This window comes from Terrirhizobium terrae, from assembly GCF_030323265.1.
Taxonomy (GTDB): Bacteria; Pseudomonadota; Alphaproteobacteria; order Rhizobiales; family Rhizobiaceae; genus Neorhizobium.
In genome coordinates this window covers 1,090,801-1,110,821 of record NZ_CP104992.1, presented here as the reverse complement: position 1 = coordinate 1,110,821, position 20,021 = coordinate 1,090,801, and the positions used below count along the sequence as shown (strand labels likewise).

19 protein-coding genes and 1 pseudogene are annotated in these 20,021 nt (G+C 61.8%); 11 read left to right on the top strand and 9 right to left on the bottom strand.

All coding sequences use genetic code 11. The features are described from left to right. The gene (locus N7E02_RS13480; RefSeq protein ID WP_286582483.1) at positions 1-189 is read left to right on the top strand and encodes a Trm112 family protein; all 189 of its coding nucleotides are present in this window, start codon (positions 1-3) and stop codon (positions 187-189) included. A gap of 151 nt (positions 190-340) precedes the next feature. On the opposite strand, the gene N7E02_RS13475 is transcribed toward N7E02_RS13480, so the two are convergent. Further along, positions 341-1,555 (bottom strand): ubiquinone biosynthesis hydroxylase, encoded by a 1,215-nt coding sequence (locus N7E02_RS13475; RefSeq protein ID WP_286582482.1) that lies wholly within the window; start codon positions 1,553-1,555, stop codon positions 341-343. Between the two features lie 87 nt (positions 1,556-1,642). On the opposite strand from N7E02_RS13475, the gene tesB reads away from it, so the two are divergent. The 6 genes and pseudogenes from tesB (at position 1,643) to N7E02_RS13445 (ending at position 9,015) form a co-directional block, all read left to right on the top strand. Beyond that, positions 1,643-2,524, top strand: a complete 882-nt coding sequence (gene tesB, locus N7E02_RS13470) for an acyl-CoA thioesterase II (protein WP_286582480.1) — start codon at positions 1,643-1,645, stop codon at positions 2,522-2,524. Between the two features lie 208 nt (positions 2,525-2,732). Continuing rightward, entirely contained in the window at positions 2,733-3,083 is a 351-nt protein-coding gene (locus N7E02_RS13465) for a P-II family nitrogen regulator (RefSeq protein WP_177230773.1), read from the top strand. Positions 3,084-3,111: 28 nt separating this feature from the next. Then, positions 3,112-4,470 carry an ammonium transporter gene (locus N7E02_RS13460; RefSeq protein ID WP_286582479.1) on the top strand — a complete coding sequence of 453 codons (1,359 nt, stop codon included), beginning with the start codon at positions 3,112-3,114 and terminating at the stop codon, positions 4,468-4,470. Positions 4,471-4,672: 202 nt separating this feature from the next. After that, a complete protein-coding gene (locus tag N7E02_RS13455) occupies positions 4,673-7,351 on the top strand; it encodes an FtsK/SpoIIIE family DNA translocase (protein ID WP_286582478.1) in 2,679 nt (892 codons plus the stop codon). A 101-nt stretch (positions 7,352-7,452) separates the two neighbouring features. Further along, positions 7,453-8,095 (top strand): annotated as a pseudogene (locus tag N7E02_RS13450) (outer membrane lipoprotein carrier protein LolA). A gap of 116 nt (positions 8,096-8,211) precedes the next feature. Next, positions 8,212-9,015, top strand: coding sequence for an exodeoxyribonuclease III (locus N7E02_RS13445; RefSeq protein ID WP_286582476.1), 804 nt, complete (start codon positions 8,212-8,214; stop codon positions 9,013-9,015). Between the two features lie 51 nt (positions 9,016-9,066). On the opposite strand, the gene N7E02_RS13440 is transcribed toward N7E02_RS13445, so the two are convergent. Both N7E02_RS13440 and N7E02_RS13435 read right to left on the bottom strand, forming a co-directional pair. After that, entirely contained in the window at positions 9,067-9,522 is a 456-nt protein-coding gene (locus N7E02_RS13440) for a cyclic nucleotide-binding domain-containing protein (RefSeq protein WP_286582474.1), read from the bottom strand. Next, positions 9,522-10,202 carry a response regulator transcription factor gene (locus N7E02_RS13435; RefSeq protein WP_286582472.1) on the bottom strand — a complete coding sequence of 227 codons (681 nt, stop codon included), beginning with the start codon at positions 10,200-10,202 and terminating at the stop codon, positions 9,522-9,524. Before N7E02_RS13435 ends, N7E02_RS13440 begins: the two co-directional genes overlap by 1 nt. Positions 10,203-10,347: 145 nt before the next feature. Here N7E02_RS13435 and N7E02_RS13430 point away from each other — a divergent pair, with 145 nt between their 5' ends. Continuing rightward, complete coding sequence (locus N7E02_RS13430; RefSeq protein ID WP_286582470.1) at positions 10,348-10,899, top strand: L,D-transpeptidase family protein; 552 nt, start codon at positions 10,348-10,350, stop codon at positions 10,897-10,899. Positions 10,900-11,114: 215 nt separating this feature from the next. Here N7E02_RS13430 and leuC read toward each other — a convergent pair whose 3' ends face one another. Continuing rightward, on the bottom strand, positions 11,115-12,524 hold the full coding sequence (leuC, locus tag N7E02_RS13425) for a 3-isopropylmalate dehydratase large subunit (protein WP_286582468.1): 1,410 nt from the start codon (positions 12,522-12,524) through the stop codon (positions 11,115-11,117). Between the two features lie 347 nt (positions 12,525-12,871). On the opposite strand from leuC, the gene N7E02_RS13420 reads away from it, so the two are divergent. Further along, entirely contained in the window at positions 12,872-13,912 is a 1,041-nt protein-coding gene (locus N7E02_RS13420) for a sensor domain-containing diguanylate cyclase (protein ID WP_286582467.1), read from the top strand. Here the strand turns inward: N7E02_RS13420 and N7E02_RS13415 are convergent. From N7E02_RS13415 to N7E02_RS13405, 3 genes are read right to left on the bottom strand one after another with little or no spacing between them, the layout of a single operon-like run. Then, positions 13,905-14,537: a class I SAM-dependent DNA methyltransferase gene (locus N7E02_RS13415; protein WP_286582464.1), complete on the bottom strand. Its 633-nt coding sequence runs from the start codon at positions 14,535-14,537 to the stop codon at positions 13,905-13,907. The genes N7E02_RS13420 and N7E02_RS13415 overlap by 8 nt on opposite strands. Beyond that, entirely contained in the window at positions 14,534-15,358 is an 825-nt protein-coding gene (locus tag N7E02_RS13410; protein ID WP_286582461.1) for an amino acid ABC transporter permease, read from the bottom strand. The genes N7E02_RS13415 and N7E02_RS13410 overlap by 4 nt, the downstream gene beginning before the upstream one ends. Before the next feature lie 28 nt (positions 15,359-15,386). Next, complete coding sequence (locus N7E02_RS13405) at positions 15,387-16,184, bottom strand: transporter substrate-binding domain-containing protein (RefSeq protein WP_286582459.1); 798 nt, start codon at positions 16,182-16,184, stop codon at positions 15,387-15,389. Between the two features lie 185 nt (positions 16,185-16,369). On the opposite strand from N7E02_RS13405, the gene N7E02_RS13400 reads away from it, so the two are divergent. Then, positions 16,370-17,674, top strand: a complete 1,305-nt coding sequence (locus N7E02_RS13400) for an MFS transporter (protein ID WP_286582457.1) — start codon at positions 16,370-16,372, stop codon at positions 17,672-17,674. Positions 17,675-17,745: 71 nt separating this feature from the next. On the opposite strand, the gene rplS is transcribed toward N7E02_RS13400, so the two are convergent. After that, positions 17,746-18,282, bottom strand: a complete 537-nt coding sequence (gene rplS / locus N7E02_RS13395) for a 50S ribosomal protein L19 (protein ID WP_286582456.1) — start codon at positions 18,280-18,282, stop codon at positions 17,746-17,748. A 263-nt stretch (positions 18,283-18,545) separates the two neighbouring features. Here rplS and N7E02_RS13390 point away from each other — a divergent pair, with 263 nt between their 5' ends. Continuing rightward, entirely contained in the window at positions 18,546-19,292 is a 747-nt protein-coding gene (locus N7E02_RS13390; protein ID WP_286582451.1) for a sulfite exporter TauE/SafE family protein, read from the top strand. A 48-nt stretch (positions 19,293-19,340) separates the two neighbouring features. Here the strand turns inward: N7E02_RS13390 and trmD are convergent, their stop codons facing one another. Then, complete coding sequence (gene trmD, locus N7E02_RS13385) at positions 19,341-20,021, bottom strand: tRNA (guanosine(37)-N1)-methyltransferase TrmD (protein ID WP_286582449.1); 681 nt, start codon at positions 20,019-20,021, stop codon at positions 19,341-19,343.

Sequence of the window (20,021 nt, the reverse complement as noted above, 5' to 3'; positions counted from 1 at the left end):
ATGGACGAAAAGCTCAGCAAGGTCGATCCCAAGCTTCTCGACCTTCTCGTCTGCCCCCTGACCAAGGGGATGGTCACTTTCGACCGTGAGCGCAACGAACTTGTCTCGGAGGGGGCAAGGCTTGCCTATCCGATCCGCGACGGCATTCCGATCATGCTGGTTTCGGAAGCGCGCAAGCTGGACGATTGAGCGTGTCGCTCTCACACTTTTTCGTCATGCTCGGGCTTGTCCCGAGCATCTGCTACGTCTCTACCTGCCGCGACGTGGTTAGATCCTCGGGACAAGCCCGAGCATGACGGCAGAGAGTGCCGTACCGCGCTGATAATCTCTTGCCTTAATCCTAAATCGCTTCGCCGGCCAGCAGCTTCGGATGGCCTTCGCCGGTCGTGCCGGCGGCCTGGCCGATGAAGAAATCCTTCAGCTTGGGCATGCGCTCGACGAGGCCGAGGCCGAAGTCGCGGGCGATCCTGATCGGCGTCACGTCGTTGGAGAAGAGGCGGTTCAGGACGTCGGTCGTCACCCCCATGCGGAACGTGTCGAAACGGCGCCAGGACTGGTAGCGCTCGAGAACGGCGAGCGAGCCGATATCGAGGCCGAGGCGGTCTGCCTCGACGATGGTTTCGGCGAGTGCCGCCACATCCTTGAAGCCGAGGTTCAAGCCCTGGCCGGAAATCGGGTGGACGCCGTGGGCCGCATCGCCGGCAAGTGCGAAACGCTGCGCCACGAAGGCGCGCGACAGGGTGAGGCCGAGCGGGAAGGCGCGGCGGCCGCCGACGAGCGTTAGTTCGCCGAGCTTGTGGCCGAAGCGGCGCTGCAGCTCGTCCTCGAAGACCAGATCGTCAGAGGCGACTAGCCGGTCGGCATCCTCGGTCCGCTCGGTCCAGACCAGCGACGACTGGTTGCCCGGCAGCGGCAGGATGGCGAACGGGCCGGCGGGCAGGAAATGCTCCTCCGCGACGCCTTCATGCGGGCGCTCGTGGGCAACGGTCGCGACGATGCCGGACTGGCCGTATTTCCACGTCACCGTCTTGATACCCGCCATGTCGCGCAGCTTCGAGCGCACGCCATCGCAGGCGACGAGCAGGCGGGTCTCGATTGTCGAACCGTCGGACAGCGTCACCGTCGTGCAGTTGCTTCCGGTGGCAAAGCTGGTGGCGGACAGGCCGTGGCGGATCGCGATGCCGAGCCGCTCGGCGGCACCGCGTAGCGCGCGCACCATGGCGACATTCGGGACCATATGGGCAAAGGGTTGTCCGTCCTCGATCTGGCCGTCGAAGGTCAGGAAGACCGGACGCACGGGATCGGAGGTGCGGCTGTCGGTGACGATCATCTTGGTGATCGGCTGCGACTGGGCAACGATTTCCTCCCAGACGCCGAGCACGCTCAGCATCTTGCCGGCGGCGGCGATGATCGCGGAGGCGCGCTCATCCTTTTCCCATACACCGGCGGGAGCCGCTTCCACGACTTCGACGGAAAGGTGTGGCGCAGCCTGCTTGACGGCCACCGCCGCCGCCAGGCCGACATAGCCTCCACCCACAACCATCATGTCCAGCATCTGTCTGCTCCCGTCAGTCTTGTGATCATCAACGATCCCGATATAGATCATCCGACCGCCGCTTCCTATTGCCGGAGTAAATCAAAAATGTCGCGCCCTTCCGATCAGTCTACCCCCATGGAGCAATTGATCCGGACGCTCGACCTCGAGCAACTGGAACACGACCTCTATCGCGGCACGAGCCCGGATGTCGGCTGGCAGCGGGTTTTCGGCGGGCAGGTGATCGCCCAGGCACTGGTCGCGGCGCAACGGACGGTCGACGCGGATCGCTTCGTCCACTCGCTGCATGCCTATTTCATGCGGCCCGGCGATCCCTCCGTGCCGATCATCTATCAGGTGGATCGTATTCGCGACGGGTCAAGCTTCGCCACCCGCTGGGTGGTGGCGATCCAGCATGGCAAGGCGATCTTCTCGATGTCTGCTTCCTTCCAGAAGGACGAGGAAGGTTATGATCACCAGATCGAAATGCCTGCCGTTCTCCAGCCGGAAGAGTTGATGGACGAGGAGGAGTTCCGCCGGCGCTTCCTGCAGAAGGCGCCGGAGGCGATCCGCCGATACTGGGAGCGGCCGAGGCCGATCGAGTTGCGTCCCGTGTCGCTTGCGCATTACCTGACGACGGACAAGCTGGAGCCCCGCCAGGATGTGTGGGTGCGTACGCTTGGCGAAGTACCGGCGGAACGGACCTATCAGGCGGCCGTGCTCGCCTATCTCTCCGACATGACGCTTCTGGATGCCTCGCTCTATCCGCACGGAACGTCGATCTTCGACCAGCGCCTGCAGGTCGCAAGCCTCGACCACGCCATGTGGTTCCATCGTCCGATCGCCTTCGACGACTGGCTGCTCTACAGTCAGGACAGCCCCAGCGCATCGGGTGGTCGCGGGATGACGCGGGGCAGCCTTTATACACGCTCAGGTACCCTTGTTGCGTCGGTCGCCCAGGAGGGGCTGATCTCGCAAAAAGGCAAATGACTAGTTTTTGTGCATAAACAAGGTTAACGCACAGCATTTCGGCGTCTTTATGACGCTCGTCTGCCTGTTTTCTGGCAGGTCTTTATGCTCCCTATATTTTTCAATGACTTAAGTCCTATTCGAAACTGGCACGCCCTTTGAATGTAGAGGTCCAGTCGCAGGCGCATGCCGGTGATCAGGAGAGTCGGCTTCGGCCGAGCAACAAAGGATGGGAAGCCAGATGAAAATCGTGATGGCCATTATCAAGCCGTTCAAGCTGGATGAGGTGCGCGAAGCACTCACGGCTGTCGGTATCCAGGGCCTGACCGTTACCGAAGTCAAAGGTTACGGACGCCAGAAGGGACACACCGAGATCTATCGCGGCACCGAATATGCCGTCAGTTTTCTGCCGAAGCTGAAGATCGAGATCGCCGTGCCGTCCGACCTCGTGGACAAGGCCGTGGAATCGATCGCGTCCGCAGCGAAGACCGGCCAGATCGGGGACGGCAAGATCTTCGTCTATTCGATCGAGCAGGCCGTGCGCATCCGTACCGGCGAAACCAACACCGAAGCGCTTTAAGCACGGCTTACAGGGGAGTTTTCAAGCTATGCAATTGACCAGAATTTCTAACCTCGGACGCATGGGCGCCGCCGCTGCCGCCTTCCTTGCGCCGGTCGTTGCCTTCGCGCAGGACGCTGCCGCGCCGGCCGCCGAGGCTGCTGCCGCCGCTCCGGTTCCGGACAAGGGCGATACCGCCTTCATGTTCATCTGCACCCTTCTCGTCCTCTTCATGCTGATGCCGGGCATCGCACTGTTCTACGGCGGTCTGGTTCGCGCCAAGAACATGCTCTCGGTCCTGATGCAGTGCACGGTTGCCGGCGCAGCAATCATGCTGATCTGGGTCACCTACGGCTATTCCTTCGCCTTCGGCGGCAGCACGTCTCCTTACTGGGGCGGTACGGCCAAGATGTTCCTGTCGGGCGTGACGATGGACTCCACCGCCGCCACCTTCTCCGACGCAGTCATTCCGGAATTCATCTTCATGCTGTTCCAGATGACCTTCGCAGCCCTGACGCCTGCCCTGATCGTCGGCGCCTTTGCCGAGCGCATCAAGTTCTCTGCGTCGATCCTGTTCTGCATCCTCTGGGTCACCTTCGTCTACTTCCCGATCGCGCACATGGTCTGGGATGCCAACGGCCTGATCTTCGGCTGGGGCGCGCTCGACTTTGCAGGCGGCACGGTCGTTCACATCAATGCTGGTCTTGCAGGCCTCATCGGTGCGATCATGGTCGGCAAGCGTACCGGCTACGGCAAGGACATGATGGCTCCGCACTCGATGACGCTGACGCTCGTCGGTGCCGCCATGCTGTGGATCGGCTGGTTCGGCTTCAACGCTGGTTCCAACCTCGAAGCTTCCGGCGGCGCGATGCTCGCAACCGTCAACACCTTCATCGCCACGGCTGCAGCAATCGTTTCCTGGTGCATCGTCGAAACCTTCACCCGCGGCAAGGCTTCGCTGCTCGGTGCCGTTTCGGGCATGATCGCGGGTCTCGTTGCCATCACGCCTGCTGCCGGCATCGCCGGTCCGATGGGCGCCATCATCATGGGCCTCATCGTTTCGCCGCTTTGCTACTTCTTCGTCGCCGTCATCAAGAACAAGTTCGGCTACGACGACACCGCTGACGTCTTCGGCGTCCACGGCGTTGGTGGCTTCTTCGGCGCTCTCGCAACCGGCATCTTCGCTTCCTCGTCGCTCGGCGGCATCGGTTATGCCGAAGGCGTCACCATGGGCGGCCAGTTCATGACCCAGCTTTACGCCGTTCTCGTCACCATCGCATGGTGCGGTATCGGCTCGCTGATCATCTACAAGGTCGTCGATCTGATCGTCGGTCTGCGCGTTCCGGTTGAGGCCGAGCGCGAAGGTCTCGACCTCGCGTCGCACGGCGAAGCCGCCTACCACAACTAAGAGGGACATCCGGTTTCGGCCGGCTGCAACCTTTCGATCGAGATGGCCCGGAGTTTTCCGGGCCATTTTCGTTGGTCATCGGCTCAAAAGCGTGTGGTTAAAGCTGCGTTAACCATCCGCGCGTTAGGCTTCTCCGGAATTGCGTGGCGGCATATGCCGATTTTCTCGCATTGTTTATTTTCACGGACGACGGGCAGATACGATGGGCAGAAGCAGTTCGGCGGCACTGGCAAACCGGTCAACCCGCTCGGTCGTCAGCTCCTTCGTTTTGCGCCAGACGCTGGCGCTTGCCGGTTTCGGCATCTTTTTCGGACTGGCGCTTGCGGTTGCGGCGCTGGCGACCTGGAACGTTGCCGATCCGAGCTTTTCCTACGCCACCGACAATGCTCCCACCAATATCCTCGGCTTCGGCGGGGCGGCCTTTGCCGACCTGTTGATGCAGTTCCTCGGCCTTGCCAGCATCCTGGCGCTGCTGCCGATCTTAGCTTTTGCCCTGGCGCTGATTTCCGGCCGCCGGTTCGACCGCATCCCGGCGCGGCTTGCGGCCTGGGGGCGGTACAATCCTCGCATCCGCCACGCTCGGTTGTTTTCCTCGCCGCAGACCTGGCCCATCCCGAACGGGATCGGCGGCGTCATCGGCGACATGATCCTGCGTTTCCCGGCGCTCTTCGTCGGCGCCTATCCGACCGGTATCGTGGCGATGGTGCTCGGTTGCATCTTCACCATTCCCTGCATCTGGCTGATGCTGTTCGCCTCCGGTCTCGTCGGTGACCCGTTGGAATATGACAGCCAGGACGACGACAAGCCGGTGCCGGCCGTTGCCTCCCGCGCCAAGCGCGAGGAGGTCGAGGAAGACGAGGATGACGATCGCGGCAGCCTGCTCGAACGTTTCCTGCCGCTGGGTGCCGTCGCGCATCACTGGTACACGACCCAGGCGCGGTTCCGCCGCCTGTTCGGCATCAAGCCCAAGGCGCGTAGTGCCTATGAGCAGCCCTATGATTTCAACGACGACGAGTTCGGCACGCTGAACGAACCGGTGCGGCCGAAGGCCGCGGCCGTCAATACGCGTCGCCGGGAGCCGTCGCTTGATGGCGATGGTGAACATGTCGCGCCGTCCCGCCGCGTGGTGTCCGCGCCGCCGATGTCGGAGTACGACGACGATCCGCCATTCGACATGGATGACATGCCGAGACGGCCTGCAGGCATTCTCTCCGATGACGAGGACGACGAAGCGCCATTCGTTACCTCCCGCGCGCCGCAGGGTGCCGGCGGACGGGCGCAGCGCGTGGTACCTGCGGCAGCGCCGCCGAAGCCGAGCGCGCGGGTCTCCCGCGACGCGCAGGGTTCGTTCATCCGTCCGGACGGTTTCCAGCTTCCTTCCGTCCATCTTCTCGCCGAACCGAAGGCCGTCGCCCGCGACGCCTCGCTTTCGGCCGACGCGCTGGAGCAGAATGCCCGCATGCTGGAAGGCGTGCTGGAGGATTTCGGCGTCAAGGGCGAGATCATCCATGTGCGCCCGGGCCCTGTCGTGACGCTTTACGAACTGGAGCCGGCGCCCGGCATCAAGTCCTCCCGAGTCATCGGTCTCGCCGACGATATCGCCCGCTCGATGAGCGCGATCGCCGCCCGCGTTGCCGTCGTTCCGGGCCGCAATGCGATCGGTATCGAATTGCCGAACCGCACCCGCGAGACCGTCTATCTGCGCGAAATGATCGGTTCTAAGGATTTCGAGGCCAGCAAGGCGAAGCTCGCCATGGCGCTCGGCAAGACGATCGGCGGCGAGCCCGTCGTTGCCGACCTCGCCAAGATGCCGCATCTTCTCGTCGCCGGTACCACCGGCTCGGGTAAATCCGTCGCCATCAACACGATGATCCTGTCGCTTCTCTATCGCTATACGCCGGAGAAGTGCCGCCTGATCATGATCGACCCGAAGATGCTGGAACTCTCCGTCTATGACGGTATCCCGCATCTCTTGTCGCCGGTCGTCACCGATCCGAAGAAGGCCGTCGTTGCGCTCAAATGGACCGTTCGTGAGATGGAAGAGCGCTACAAGAAGATGTCGAAGATCGGCGTGCGCAATATCGACGGCTTCAACAGCCGCGTCGAGCAAGCCAAGGACAAGGGCGAGATCCTCACCCGTACCGTCCAGACCGGTTTTGACCGCCAGACGGGCGAGGCGACATACGAGACGGAAGAGTTCGATCTCGAGCCGATGCCATATATCGTTGTCATCATCGACGAAATGGCCGACCTGATGATGGTCGCCGGCAAGGATATTGAAGGCGCCGTCCAGCGTCTGGCGCAGATGGCCCGTGCGGCAGGCATCCACGTCATCATGGCGACCCAGCGTCCGTCGGTCGACGTCATTACCGGCACGATCAAGGCTAACTTCCCGACCCGCATTTCCTTCCAGGTGACGTCGAAGATCGACAGCCGCACTATCCTCGGCGAGCAGGGTGCCGAACAGCTTCTCGGCCAGGGCGACATGCTCTACATGGCCGGCGGCGGGCGCATCCAGCGTGTCCACGGACCGTTCGTTGCGGATAACGAGGTCGAGGATATCGTCGCCTACTTGAAAACGCAGGGCTCGCCCCAATATCTCGAAGCGATCACGGCCGACGACGAGGATGAAGACGGCGGTGGCGGTGGCCCGGCGGGCACGTCCAATCTCGGCGATTCGGACGACCCGTATGACCAGGCCGTCGCTGTCGTCCTGCAGGATGGCAAGGCTTCGACCTCTTACATCCAGCGGCGCCTCGGTATCGGTTACAACCGTGCCGCCTCGCTGATCGAGCGGATGGAGAAGGAAGGGCTGATCGGACCGGCCAACCACGCCGGCAAGCGCGAGATCCTCGTGCCGACCGAAGCCGATATTCTCTAAGCGGTCAGGTTTGCGTGATCGGGCCGGTGCAAGGGAATTCGCCCTCGGCCCGTCATCAAGACGCCGCGTTTGCGGCCCAGTGCAGGTGGATGGAGACAAGAATGACCAAAGAAAAGAACGCTCTTTCCATCCGGATCGACCGCAGACAGTTTTCCGCAGGCCTTTTCGGGCTTGCCGCAACGGCGATGATGCCGGGCATGACGCTGGCGCAGGGCGCCGGTGGTGCCGCCGCGCAGAAGATTGCCGACCATTTTTCCTCGGTGAAGACGATGATGGGCGAGTTCGTCCAGTTCGGCCCGCGCGGGGAACAGACCGGCGGCAAGTTCTTCATCGAGCGCCCCGGCAAGCTGCGCTTCAATTTCGACGACCCGTCGCCGCTGCGCGTCATCGCCGATGGTCGCAATGTCGTCGTCGGCAACGTCAAGCTGAAGACCTGGGATATCTATCCGCTTTCCAAGACGCCGCTGACCTTGCTTCTGGCCGACAGGATCGACCTCACCAACGATGCGGTGCGCGGCGTGAAGGAAGAAAGCGACCTCACCACGATCGTGCTCGGCAACAAGACGATCTTCGGCGATCTCGACCATCACCATGATGTTCGACAGCAAGACCTATGACCTGCGCCAATGGACGATCACCGACAACCAGGGCAAGGACACGTCGGTCATGATCTACAACGTCAAGACCGGTGTCGGTTTCGACGGGCGCGTGTTCACCGTTCCCTACGACCAGGTTCGGAAGTAAGCGCGCCCAAGCGGGTCACAGATTACATTAGGGGCTGCGCCGGATGAAGGCGCGGCCCTTTTTGCTTCTCAGCTACGGTGAATCGCTCTAAACCTCGGGTGAAATCGAGGTCCCAAATGACATTCTCCATCACCACCTGGAACATCAATTCGGTGCGCCTGCGCATGCCGATCGTGCAGCAGTTCATCGTGCGCAACCAGCCGGACATCCTGTGCCTGCAGGAGATCAAGTGCCAGGAGCCGGAATTTCCCTACCAGCCGCTGAAGGATCTCGGCTACCAGCATATCATCGTGCATGGGCAGAAGGGCTATCACGGGGTGGCGATCGCCTCGAAGATCCCGCTGACGGAAGATCACCGACAGAATTATTGCGGCGTTGGCGATGCGCGCCACATCTCGGCCCTGTTCGAGCGCGGCTCTCGGCGTATCCGGCTGCATAATTTCTATGTTCCGGCCGGCGGTGACGAGCCCGATCGGACGATCAATCCGAAATTCGGCCACAAGCTCGATTTCCTCGAGGAGATGAAGGTGCTGAAGGCGGATTCGATGCCGGGCATCTCGTCCATTCTCGTCGGCGATCTCAATATCGCGCCGCTGGAACACGACGTCTGGTCGCATAAGCAGCTCCTGAAGATCGTCAGCCATACGCCGGTCGAGACCGACGGCATGAAGGACGTCATCGCCAAGGGCGGCTGGCTGGACCTGATGCGCCAGCACACGCCGGAGCCTGAGAAGATCTATACCTGGTGGAGCTACCGCGCCAAGGACTGGGAGGCCGCCAACAAGGGTCGCCGCCTCGACCATGTCTGGTCCTCGCCGGATCTCGGGCCGTTCCTGGAGAGCATCGACATCCTGAAGGAAGCCCGCGGCTGGAACCAGCCTTCGGACCATGTGCCGGTGACGGCAGTGTTCAAGTTCTGAGGTCGATACGGAAAATTCCCTCTTCCGGCGCGCAGGAAGAGGGAGAATAGTTCAGCGGAACCGATGTTCCATCGCCGCCGCCGCCTTGGCTAGGCCGGCGATATTTTCCCGAATGCGGGCCTCGATCAGGCGGCCGACTTCGGGATATTCCTCCAGCAAGCGCTGGAAGAGTGGGCGGCTGACCTTGAGCACTTCGCAGTCCGAGGCCGCGACCGCAGTGAATTTGCGCTCGACCATCGTCACCAGCGCGAGTTCGGAGAGCAGGGTTGCTGCCCCGACATCCTTCTGGTGGCGGATGTCGCCCATGCGGTCCATCGCATAGAGGCCGATCTTGCCGCGCACGACGATATAGGCAGCTTCCGCGGGAGAACCCTCGCGAAACAGTTCCTGGCCTTCGGCAAGCGACCGGCGCTCGGCGCCGAAGGCGATCAGGCGCAACTGGTCGCCGTCCAGCTGCCGGAACAGCGGGACCTGGGACAGAAGCTGGATATCGTCATTCAGCGCCATTACGGAACGATCTTGTAGCCGCCGTTTTCGGTGACCAGGATTTCGGCGCTCGACGGATCGCGCTCGATCTTCTGGCGAAGCCGGTAGACGTGGGTTTCGAGCGTGTGGGTGGTGACGCCGGAATTATAGCCCCAGACCTCTTCCAGCAACACGTCGCGGGTCACGACCTTCTGGCCGGCGCGGTAGAGATAGCGGATGATCGCCGCTTCCTTCTCGGTCAGGCGGATCTTCTTGCCGTCGTCGGTGGTCAGCAGCTTCTGGCTCGGCTTGAAGATGTAGGGGCCGACGGTGAAGGTCGCATCCTCGCTCTGCTCGTACTGGCGCAGTTGCGCGCGGATACGAGCGAGAAGAACGGCGAAGCGGAACGGCTTGGTGATATAGTCGTTGGCGCCGGCTTCGAGACCGAGAATAGTGTCGGAATCGGTGTCGTGGCCCGTCAGCATGATGATCGGCGCCTTGAAGCCGTTCTTCCGCAGGAGCTTGACAGCCTCGCGGCCATCCATGTCCGGCAGGCCGACATCCATGATCAGCAGGTCGACCTGGGCGTTCTTGGCCGTGTTCATGGCCTTGGTGGCATTCTCTTCCTGCAACAGCGAAAACTCGTCGTATAACGACAATTGCTCGACCAGCGTCTCGCGCAGATCGTTGTCGTCATCGACCAAAAGTATCGTTCTTGCCATTCGGTTCTTGCCTTTCGTATCGCCCGTCTTGCTTCGGCGCCGGTGCGTTCGGCGCATTCCATGCGTATTTAGGGCTCTTCGATCTAATTCCCAACATGCTATGATTTCAAACAAAATCATATTCAAAGCAAAAGCTCGTGAGAAAATGCCGCTTTTCCGTGTGCAGACTGTAACAAAGCAATCGGTCATTACCGTGAGAACGGCACCCGGCAATCGGCAGCGGGCGATCATTTCGGTCGATGGCCTGACGATTCGCGCCGCCATCGGCCGGTCCGGTACCACGGCCTTCAAGCGGGAAGGGGACGGCGCGACGCCGATCGCATCGATGAAACTGATCTCCGGTTTCACCCGCGGCGAGCGCATCAGGCTGCCGGCCACGGTGCTTCCCATGCGACGGATCGGCAAGGATATGCTGTGGTGCGACGAGCCGAGGCATGCGGCGTATAACCGCCTGGTGCGTGCTCCCTTCAAACCGAGCCATGAGGAGATGATGCGCTCCGACGGGCTCTACGACGTCTGCCTGGTGATGGACTGGAACATCACCTCGCGCAAACGCTACGGCGGATCGGCGATCTTCTTCCACCTGATCAAGCCCGGCTACCAGCCGACAGCCGGATGTGTGGCGGTGCATCCCCAAGACATGAAGCGGCTGCTGCCGTATCTGAGGAGGGGAACGGTTGTGAAAGTGGTGGGGTAGGTGGGCAAAAACGAGCCCCTCTCCAACAAAATCTACGACTTAGCCTTTGGCTAAGATCGTGATTTTGTAACCTCTCCCGCAAGGGGAGAGGTATTGCGCCGAGAGTGCGGCATCGTCATCTCTCCCTTGCGGGAGAGAAAGCAATTTCGACATCTTAGCGCAGCTAAGTGTCAGAAATTGCAAGAGAGGGCTCTGACGCCCCTCACTGTCATGGTTCACTTCCACTCGCGGATATCGACGAAATGCCCGGCCACCGCCGCGGCAGCAGCCATGGCCGGCGAGACCAGATGTGTACGGCCTTTGTAGCCCTGGCGGCCCTCGAAATTGCGGTTCGAGGTGGAGGCGCAGCGCTCGTAGGGGTTCAGGCGGTCGTCGTTCATGGCAAGACACATGGAGCAGCCCGGCTCACGCCATTCGAAGCCGGCATCCTTGAAGATGACATCGAGGCCCTCGGCTTCCGCCTGTTCCTTGACGATGCCGGAACCTGGCACGATCATGGCGTTGACGGTGGAAGCGACTTTTTTGCCCTCGACCATTTTCGCCGCTGCGCGAAGATCCTCGATACGGCCGTTGGTGCAGGAGCCGATGAAGACGCGGTCGATGGTGACGTCGGTCATCTTCGTGCCTGGCTTCAGGCCCATATATTCCAGCGCGCGCCATTTGGACGTGCGCTTGTTCTCGTCCTTGATGTCGTCCGGGTTCGGAACCGAACCTTCGATGGTCGTGACGTCTTCCGGCGAGGAACCCCAGGAGACGATCGGCGGCAGGTTGGCGGCGTCCAGAACGACGACCTTGTCGTAATGGGCGCCTTCATCCGTATGCAGTGTCTTCCAATAGTCGACGGCCATGTCCCAGGCGGTGCCCTTCGGCGAGCGCGGCTTGTCCTTGATATAGGCGAAAGTCGTCTCGTCCGGCGCGATCAGGCCGGCGCGGGCGCCGCCTTCGATCGTCATGTTGCAGACGGTCATGCGGCCTTCCATCGACAGCGAACGGATCGCCTCGCCAGCAAACTCGATGACGTGGCCGGTGCCGCCGGCGGTGCCGATCTCGCCGATGATGGCAAGGATGACGTCCTTGGCGCCGACGCCTTCCGGCAGCTTGCCGTCGACGCGAACCAGCATGTTCTTCGCCTTCTTCTGCGGCAGCGTCTGGGTGGCCAGAACATGCTCGACCTCGGACGTGCCGATGCCGTGGGCCAGCGAGCCAAAGGCACCGTGGGTCGAGGTGTGGCTGTCGCCGCAAACGATCGTCATGCCAGGCAGGGTGAAGCCCTGTTCCGGCCCGACGATGTGGACGATACCTTGGCGGATGTCCTTTTCGGAATAGTATTCCAGCCCGAAGTCATGGGCGTTCTGCGCCAGTGCCTCGACCTGGATGCGGCTTTCCTCGTTCTTGATGCCGAGGTGGCGATCGGCTGAGGTCGGCACGTTATGATCGACGACGGCCAGCGTGCGTTCCGGCGAACGCACCTTGCGGCCGGCCATGCGCAGTCCTTCGAAGGCCTGCGGGCTCGTCACCTCATGAACCAGGTGACGATCGATGTAGAGAAGACAGGTTCCGTTTTCGTCCTCAGAGACGACGTGGTCGTCCCAGATTTTATCGTACAGGGTGCGGGGTGCGCTCATGGCTGCCATCCGTTGAAGAACAGTTTTTCGATGAAGAAACGGGATTTCGGCAAAAACGTGTTGCCGCGGCACGGGCCGCAAATGCGGCCGTCAGCTAAGTCGGCTGTTGAGCGCACCGGAGACGCGCGCGAAGAAACGTGCCGGCAGACGCTTGTGGTCCTGCAGCACGATAAATCTGTTCGCGAGGCATCCGAATTTCGATCCCATGGGCGTTGCCATAGCAGTTTTTTTAGGTCGCGGCAATTGTCTGGAAAGGGTGTGCATGCCACAAGCCTAAAGTTCGTAAACCTGCATAACCTTCGAGGCCATAGTTGGCGTCGCCGCGGATGGAAAACAAGGAGGAGCTTATGGCTCTCACAGTCCAGCTTCCTGTCAATGAAGCTGAACGCCTGCAATCCGTCCGGGCGTTGATCGCTCCCGATGGCTATTCCACGCCGGAGCTCACGTCTCTGGTTCAGCTCGCCAAGGACGTGTTCGGCAGCCCGGTCGCAGCGGTCAATATCGTCGATGAGGACTGGCAGCGCGTGACCTGCCAGGTCGGCAGCATTCATATCAATGCCTGCCCGCGCGATGCGTCGATCTGCTCGCGGGTCGTGTTCGAGAACGAAGTCGTCGTGATACCCGACATGACGCGCCATCCCGAGCTGCGGGACATGCCGTTCGTCACGGGCGAGCCGCATTTTCGCAGCTATGCCGGCGCGCCGATATCGCTCGATCCCGAGCTGCCGGTCGGCGCCTTCTGCCTGATCGATACGACGCCGCGGGATTTCACCGATGATGAGCTGCGTCAGCTAAGGCAGTTCGCCGATGTTGCGAGCGGCCTGCTGAGGTTGCAGAAGGCCAATTTCCTGATGGAATTCGCCGAGGAGAAGCTGAAGCTCGCTGCGATGACCGATCCGCTGACCGGCTTCTACAATCGGTCGGCGCTGGTTTCCCTGATCGACGTGATGCTTGCCAACGCCCTATCGTCGCAGCAAGGCTTTGGCGTGCTTTACCTAGACATGGACGGGTTCAAGGCGATCAACGACCGCTATGGCCACCATACCGGTGATGAGGTGCTGACCTATGCCGCCAAGCGCATCAGCGAGTGCCTCAGGGCACAGGATGTGGTAGTGCGCATGGGCGGCGACGAATTCGCCATCTTCGTGCCGGATCCGCCGGATGTCGCAGCGCTTTCCGGATTGTGCGAACGGCTGCTCGGCGAATTCCGCCGCCCCTTCGTCGTGGGTGACCAATTGCTCAGCGCAAGGCTCAGCATCGGGGTCGCCCTCGCTCCGGATGCCGGCTCCGACAGGCTCGGCCTGCTGAGGGCCGTCGACGAGGCGCTCTACCAGGCGAAGGCTGCCGGCCGCGACCGGTTCGTGATCAGGAATCCTGATCTCAGTTGATCCGGAAGACATATGTCCTGACAAGCACGTCCGGTTCGTCGATCGCGTAGGAGCGCCAGAGCGGGCTTTCCTCGACCGCCTGCCAGACGCCGAGCGCTGTCAGTTCGGCGAAGACCTCGGCAAAACCGCCGGCATCGAACACCTTGTCGCGCACGGTGAAGATGCCGTAGCCGCCGGGACGGGTGATGCGGCAAAGTTCGAACAGGCTTTTCGCCGGCGCATGACCTTCCGTGAACACGCCGGTGGACAGGAAGCCCGAGAAATGGGCGTCCGGCCAGGGTAGTTCCTCGCCAAGCGTCGCGCGCTGGAGCAGGTCATAGGCACCGCGCTTTTGCGCCAGCGCCAGCATTTCTTCGGAAAAGTCCAGGCCCTCGACGGTGGCGTAGCCGAGTGCCTTGAGATAGGGGCCGGACAGGCCGGTGCCGCAGCCGGCATCGAGTAGCGGCCCGGCATCAGGAGCGAGATAGCGGGCGACCCATGCCGTGATCATGAAGGGCAGGTTATAGCCCGAGGACAGGTTTTCCCGGTCGTAATCCGTCGACCACGTGGCATAGGCGGATGTCAGTTCGGCATCCGATTTCGAGGCGTAGACCTTGGCGAGGCCCTCGCTTTTGCGTTCAGTCATCGGCGTGTCCCTTTCTCGCGCATGCGTTTCTCGACCTTCCTCAGCATGATCGACAGACCGATCGTCAGGATCAGGTAGATATAGGCGACAATCGAATAGGTCTCGAAGAAGCGGAACGAGCCGGAGGCATAGATCTTGCCGGCCTGGCTGATATCGGCGACGCCGAGCACCGAGACGAGCGAGCTGTCCTTCACCATCGAGACGAAGTCGTTCGAGAGCGGCGGGAAGATCACCCGGATCGCCTGGGGAAAGACGATCAGCCGAAACCGCTGGGAGCGGGTGAGGCCAAGCGCCATGGCCGCCTCGATCTGGCCGCGGTCGACGGATTGGAAGCCGGCTCGAAAGATCTCGGCAATAAAGGCGGAATAGCCGATCATCAGCGCGATGATCGCCCGCCACATCAGCGACAGGTCGCGAACCTGTGCCGGCTCCATCCAGCCGCCCTCGACCAGCGGCGTGATGATGAGGTTATAGAGGCTGACGAGGCCGGGTGCGCCGACGAAGGCGATGTAGAAGAGCAGGGCAAGGATCGGGACGCCACGCACGACCTCGACATAGAAACGCGCCGTCTGACGCAGCACGATATTGTCCGACAGGCCGGCAAGCGAGATCAGCAGTCCGAGCCCGCATGCGAGCGCGAAGGCGACGATTGTGACGAAGATCGTCACCCAGATGCCGCGCGAAACCACGGTGAAGACCTGGGCGTAGAGATCATTGATGGCGATCACGGCGGCGATCGCCAGGCCGATGAGGATCAAGGCATAGAGCCACCAGGGGCGATCATCATCGCCGTTCGATGCCGGCAGGGTCTGGAAGCCCATCAGGCTATGGCTTTCCGCGGCCTGGCCGTCATTGGCCCATCTTGTAGTCGAGGAACCACTTCTTGTTCAGCGCGTCGAGCGTGCCGTCCGCCTTGAGCGCTGCGATCGCGGCGTTGACCGGTGCGACGAGATCCGAGCCCTTCTTGAAGATGAAGCCGAAATCCTCGGTGCCGAGCGGGCCGCCGACAAGCTTGAGGCCGCCATTGGAGGCATCGACATATCCCTTGCCCGCGGTGCCGTCGGTCAGCACCGTGTCGACATCGCCGGTCTTCAACGCCTGCACCGTGGCGCCGAAGGTCTCGAACAGTTTTATCCGCGGGTTCTGCTCGTTGCCGTCCAGCACCGAGTAGACGGCGGTGTAGAAGGGCGTGGTACCCGGCTGGGCGCCGATGAGCGCATCCTCGACCTTGGCGAAGCTCTCGGCATCGGTGAAACGGGTCTCGTCGCCGCGCACCAGCATGAACTGTTCGGAACGCATGTAGGGATCGGAGAAATCCACCTTCTCCTTGCGGTCATCCTTGATGGTGATGCCGGTCATGCCGATGTCGTATTGTCCGTCGGACACCGCCTGTATCATCGCATCCCACGAGACGTTCTGGTACTCGACCTTGAAGTTCAGCCGCTTGGCGATTTCGTTCATCGCTTCATATTCCCAGCCGATCGCGCTGCCAGATTTCGGATCGACGAACTGCAGCGGTGGATAGGCGTTTTCGGTCACGACCACCACTGTACGGCCCTTCAGGTCGGGAAGCGCCTGGGCAAGCGTGACGGTGGGAGCCAGGGCGATAAGCGCGATGGCGGCAAGGGCGGTGCGTCTGGTCAGCATCAGGGCGATCCTCGGAAAGGGTTTCCCCGACAACTCTCTCCAATTTCAAGGCGATGGCAAGCAAAACCAGCGATCACAATCACTGCCTGTTGCTCGCCATGGAGGTGCGACCCCTTGCCGCATGCTGCGCCGCACCTACTTCCCCGGATAGTTAAGGGATTGGCCGCAAGGCCGGGAGGAATGCCTTGGTTTCCGAAAAACAACTGATCTCGAAGATCACTTGGCGTCTGATGCCGTTTCTCGGGCTGCTTTATCTGATCGCCTATATCGACCGGCAGAATGTCAGTTACGCGAAGCTGCAGATGGTCGATGCGCTCGGCATGAGCGAATATGCCTATGGCCTCGGCGCGTCACTGTTCTTCGTCGGTTACTTCATCTTCGAGGTGCCGGCCAACCTTTTCCTGACCCGCTTCGGCGCGCGCGTCTGGTTTGCCCGCATCCTGGTTTCCTGGGGTCTGGTGACGATCGCGCTGGCATTCACGCAGAACATGACGATGTTCTACATCCTGCGCTTCCTGCTCGGTCTCTGCGAGGCCGGCTTCTTCCCGGGCGTACTCTACCTGCTGACGCTGTGGTTCCCGAAGGACTATCGCGGCCGCATGGTCGGACTGTTCATGATCTTCAGCGCACTCGCCAACGCGATCGGTGCGCCGCTCGGTGGCGTCCTGCTCGATCTCGATGGCTTCCTTGGTCTTGCGGGCTGGGAATGGGTGTTCCTGGCGACCGGCGTTCCGGCCGTGATTGCCGGTATCGTGACGCTCCTCTATCTCGATGATACGCCGGAAAAGGCGAAGTTCCTCAGCGACGACGAGAAGCGTTGGCTGAAGGATCGTCTGGCGCGCGAGAATGCGGGCATGGAAAAGGATGCCGATCACGGCTTCAAGGCGCTGATCAATCCGCGCGTGCTGCTGATGTCGCTCTGCTATGTCGGCTTCCCGCTCGCCGCCTACGGCCTCAGCTACTGGCTGCCGACCATCGTCAAGGGGTTTGGTGTGTCGAACACGACCAATGGCTTCATCAACATCATCCCTTGGCTGATCGTCGCAGTCGCACTCTGGGTCGTGCCGGCCGCTGCCGACAAGACGGAGAAGAAGACGCCCTATATCGTCGGCCCGGCCTTTATCGGTGCAGCCTGCCTGGCGCTGTCCGTGCTCGTCGCCTCGCCGGTGCTGCAGTTCGCCTTCCTCTGCATTGCGGCCGCGGGCATCTTTGCCGGTCAGCCGGTGTTCTGGAGTCTGCCGTCGCGCTTCCTGAAGGGGGCGGGTGCGGCAGCCGGTCTTGCGGCAATCAACTCGGTCGGCAATCTCGGTGGCTTCATCGCCCAGAACGTCGTGCCCTGGATCAATGATGCGACGGGCAGCAATATCGCGCCGATGTTCTTCCTCGCGGCCTGCCTTGCCGCGGCCGGTGTGCTGGTCATCATCGTCGGCCAGATGCTGGCCCGGCATTCCGATGATGTCCCGCCCGCAGCAAGCACGGGCACCCGGTAGTCGCGAGGCGACTGGAGACAAACAAAAAGGCGGGCCTAGGCCCGCCTTTTCTCATGCCGTAACGGCAGATCTTATTCAGCAGAACCTTCTGCTGCCTTGGCTGCTTCTTCAGCGGCCTTGGCTTCAGCGGCTTCCTGAGCTGCCTTTTCGGCGGCCAGTGCCTGTGCTGCTGCTACCTTTTCGGCTTCCAGACGTGCCTTTTCCTCAGCGATGGCGGCGCGCTCGGCGTCGTTCAGCTTGCGGGCGCGGGTGCCGGTGTTCTCGACGATACGAGCCGACTTGCCGCGACGATCGCGCAGGTAGTAGAGCTTCGCGCGACGGACCTTACCGCGGCGAACGACTTCGACGCTTTCGACGAGCGGCGAGTAGATCGGGAATACGCGCTCTACGCCTTCGCCGTAGGAGATCTTACGAACGGTGAAGCTCTCGTTGATGCCGCCGCCCGAACGAGCGATGCAGACGCCTTCGTAAGCCTGTACGCGGGTACGGTTGCCTTCCTTGACGCGTACGTTGACGCGCAGGGTGTCGCCGGCGGAGAATTCAGGAAGCTTGCGCTGAGCTTCGATCTTGGCTGCCTGTTCGGCTTCCAGCTGCTGGATGATGTTCATCGGTCAAACCTTTTCAGTTCTTCTGAAACAGCCAGAGCGCCAACGTCCTTGGTCACCTCATCCGAGGGCCTCGCGACGCGCCTTGCGGCAGGCGGATTCTGCCATTCTTTGTTGCTGGTCGACGGGAATAATCCCATTTCCGCGGGCGGCAATACACCAAGCCCGAGCATTTGTCATCCCGTTGTCGTGATTTTTTGCCGCCAAAGGCCGTTGATGCACCGGCTGGAAGCAGATATCCCGATTTTCGGGAAGAGGAAACACCAATGACAATAACGATGATGCTGCTGCTGGCCGCGGCTGGCTTCCTGTCGGGCGCCGTCAACGCCATAGCGGGAGGAGGAACGTTCCTGACCTTCGGGGCGATGACGATCGCCGGCATTCCGCCGATTTCCGCCAATGCCACGTCCTCGATCGTCCAGTTTCCGGGTTACGTGACATCGACGCTCGCTTATCGCGCAGAGATCATGCATCGCTGGCGCAGCGTCGTCGTGCTCGGCGTGGTTTCGCTGTTCGGCGCGCTCGCCGGCGCCCTTATCCTGCTGTCGCTTGACAATCCGTCCTTCAGGGCGCTGGTACCGTGGCTGCTTGCCGCGGCGACCGCGATCTTCGCCGCCGGCCCATGGCTGAAGCCGAAGGTTACGGCGGAGCACAGCGCGAGCACGCCGACGAGCATCATCAGCCAGTTTCTGAACGCCATTTACGGCGGGTTCTTCGGCGCCGGCATGGGCATCATGATGCTGGCGGTGCTGGGGATCACGACGGGCGGGAGCTACCATCATCTGAACGCGATGAAGAACCTCTTCGCCATGCTGATTGCCGCCGTGGCGATCGTCGTCTTCATCGGCGGCGGCGTGGTGGCATGGCCGCAGGCGCTGGTGATGATCCCGGCCGGAGCGCTCGGCGGCTATTCGGGCGTGTGGCTTGCCCGTCGCGTGCCGCAAACTGTGCTGCGCTGGTGCGTGGTGGCGGTGGGCACGGCGCTGACGGTCTATTATTTCGTGACTGGGTAACAAGCCTCCTGAGCCCGAGCGAAGCGCCAGGCGAGCAGTTTGCCTTGCTCAGTCGCCGGTCAGCAGATCGGGCCGCCGCTGTTCGGTGAGGCGCAGTGCCTGTTCCAGCCGCCACTTCTCGATCGCGGCGTGATTGCCCGAAGTCAGCACTGGCGGGATTTCCCGGCCTTCGAAAACTGCCGGGCGGGTGTAATGCGGATGCTCCAGAAGGCCGTGCTCAAAGCTCTCGTTGGTGCCGGAATGGACATTGCCCATGACGCCCGGCAAAAGGCGTATGATGCTGTCGAGGACCGTCAATGCCGCCGGTTCGCCGCCGGAGAGAATGTAGTCGCCGATCGAGACTTCCTCGAGCTGGCGTCCGTCGATCACCCTTTGGTCGACGCCTTCGAAGCGGCCGCAGACGATGACCACGCCCTCGCCGTCCGCCAGTTCACGCACTCGGCTCTGGGTCAAAGGCTTGCCGCGCGGGCTCATCAGCAGGCGAGGCCGTGTGTCGGCGGCAACGCTGTCGATCGCGCTTGCCAGGATATCCGGTTTCAGCACCATGCCGGCACCGCCGCCGGCGGGGGTGTCATCGACCGTACGGTGCTTGTCTCCGGCAAAGTCACGGATCTGCACCGTGTCCAGCGACCAGTCGCCCCGTTCCATCGCCTTGCCGGAAAGCGAGTGGCCAAGATGGCCCGGAAACATTTCCGGGTAGAGCGTCAGGATCGTCGCGCGGAAGGTCAT

What these genes read in the sequence shown, in the direction of transcription:
- N7E02_RS13480 (WP_286582483.1), top strand. Translation starts at nt 1, where the DNA reads ATGGACGAAAAGCTCAGCAAGGTCGATCCCAAGCTTCTCGACCTTCTC.
- N7E02_RS13475 (WP_286582482.1), bottom strand. Translation starts at nt 1,555, where the DNA reads ATGCTGGACATGATGGTTGTGGGTGGAGGCTATGTCGGCCTGGCGGCG.
- tesB (WP_286582480.1), top strand. Translation starts at nt 1,643, where the DNA reads ATGTCGCGCCCTTCCGATCAGTCTACCCCCATGGAGCAATTGATCCGG.
- N7E02_RS13465 (WP_177230773.1), top strand. Translation starts at nt 2,733, where the DNA reads ATGGGAAGCCAGATGAAAATCGTGATGGCCATTATCAAGCCGTTCAAG.
- N7E02_RS13460 (WP_286582479.1), top strand. Translation starts at nt 3,112, where the DNA reads ATGCAATTGACCAGAATTTCTAACCTCGGACGCATGGGCGCCGCCGCT.
- N7E02_RS13455 (WP_286582478.1), top strand. Translation starts at nt 4,673, where the DNA reads ATGGGCAGAAGCAGTTCGGCGGCACTGGCAAACCGGTCAACCCGCTCG.
- N7E02_RS13445 (WP_286582476.1), top strand. Translation starts at nt 8,212, where the DNA reads ATGACATTCTCCATCACCACCTGGAACATCAATTCGGTGCGCCTGCGC.
- N7E02_RS13440 (WP_286582474.1), bottom strand. Translation starts at nt 9,522, where the DNA reads ATGGCGCTGAATGACGATATCCAGCTTCTGTCCCAGGTCCCGCTGTTC.
- N7E02_RS13435 (WP_286582472.1), bottom strand. Translation starts at nt 10,202, where the DNA reads ATGGCAAGAACGATACTTTTGGTCGATGACGACAACGATCTGCGCGAG.
- N7E02_RS13430 (WP_286582470.1), top strand. Translation starts at nt 10,348, where the DNA reads ATGCCGCTTTTCCGTGTGCAGACTGTAACAAAGCAATCGGTCATTACC.
- leuC (WP_286582468.1), bottom strand. Translation starts at nt 12,524, where the DNA reads ATGAGCGCACCCCGCACCCTGTACGATAAAATCTGGGACGACCACGTC.
- N7E02_RS13420 (WP_286582467.1), top strand. Translation starts at nt 12,872, where the DNA reads ATGGCTCTCACAGTCCAGCTTCCTGTCAATGAAGCTGAACGCCTGCAA.
- N7E02_RS13415 (WP_286582464.1), bottom strand. Translation starts at nt 14,537, where the DNA reads ATGACTGAACGCAAAAGCGAGGGCCTCGCCAAGGTCTACGCCTCGAAA.
- N7E02_RS13410 (WP_286582461.1), bottom strand. Translation starts at nt 15,358, where the DNA reads ATGGGCTTCCAGACCCTGCCGGCATCGAACGGCGATGATGATCGCCCC.
- N7E02_RS13405 (WP_286582459.1), bottom strand. Translation starts at nt 16,184, where the DNA reads ATGCTGACCAGACGCACCGCCCTTGCCGCCATCGCGCTTATCGCCCTG.
- rplS (WP_286582456.1), bottom strand. Translation starts at nt 18,282, where the DNA reads ATGAACATCATCCAGCAGCTGGAAGCCGAACAGGCAGCCAAGATCGAA.
- N7E02_RS13390 (WP_286582451.1), top strand. Translation starts at nt 18,546, where the DNA reads ATGACAATAACGATGATGCTGCTGCTGGCCGCGGCTGGCTTCCTGTCG.
- trmD (WP_286582449.1), bottom strand. Translation starts at nt 20,021, where the DNA reads ATGACCTTCCGCGCGACGATCCTGACGCTCTACCCGGAAATGTTTCCG.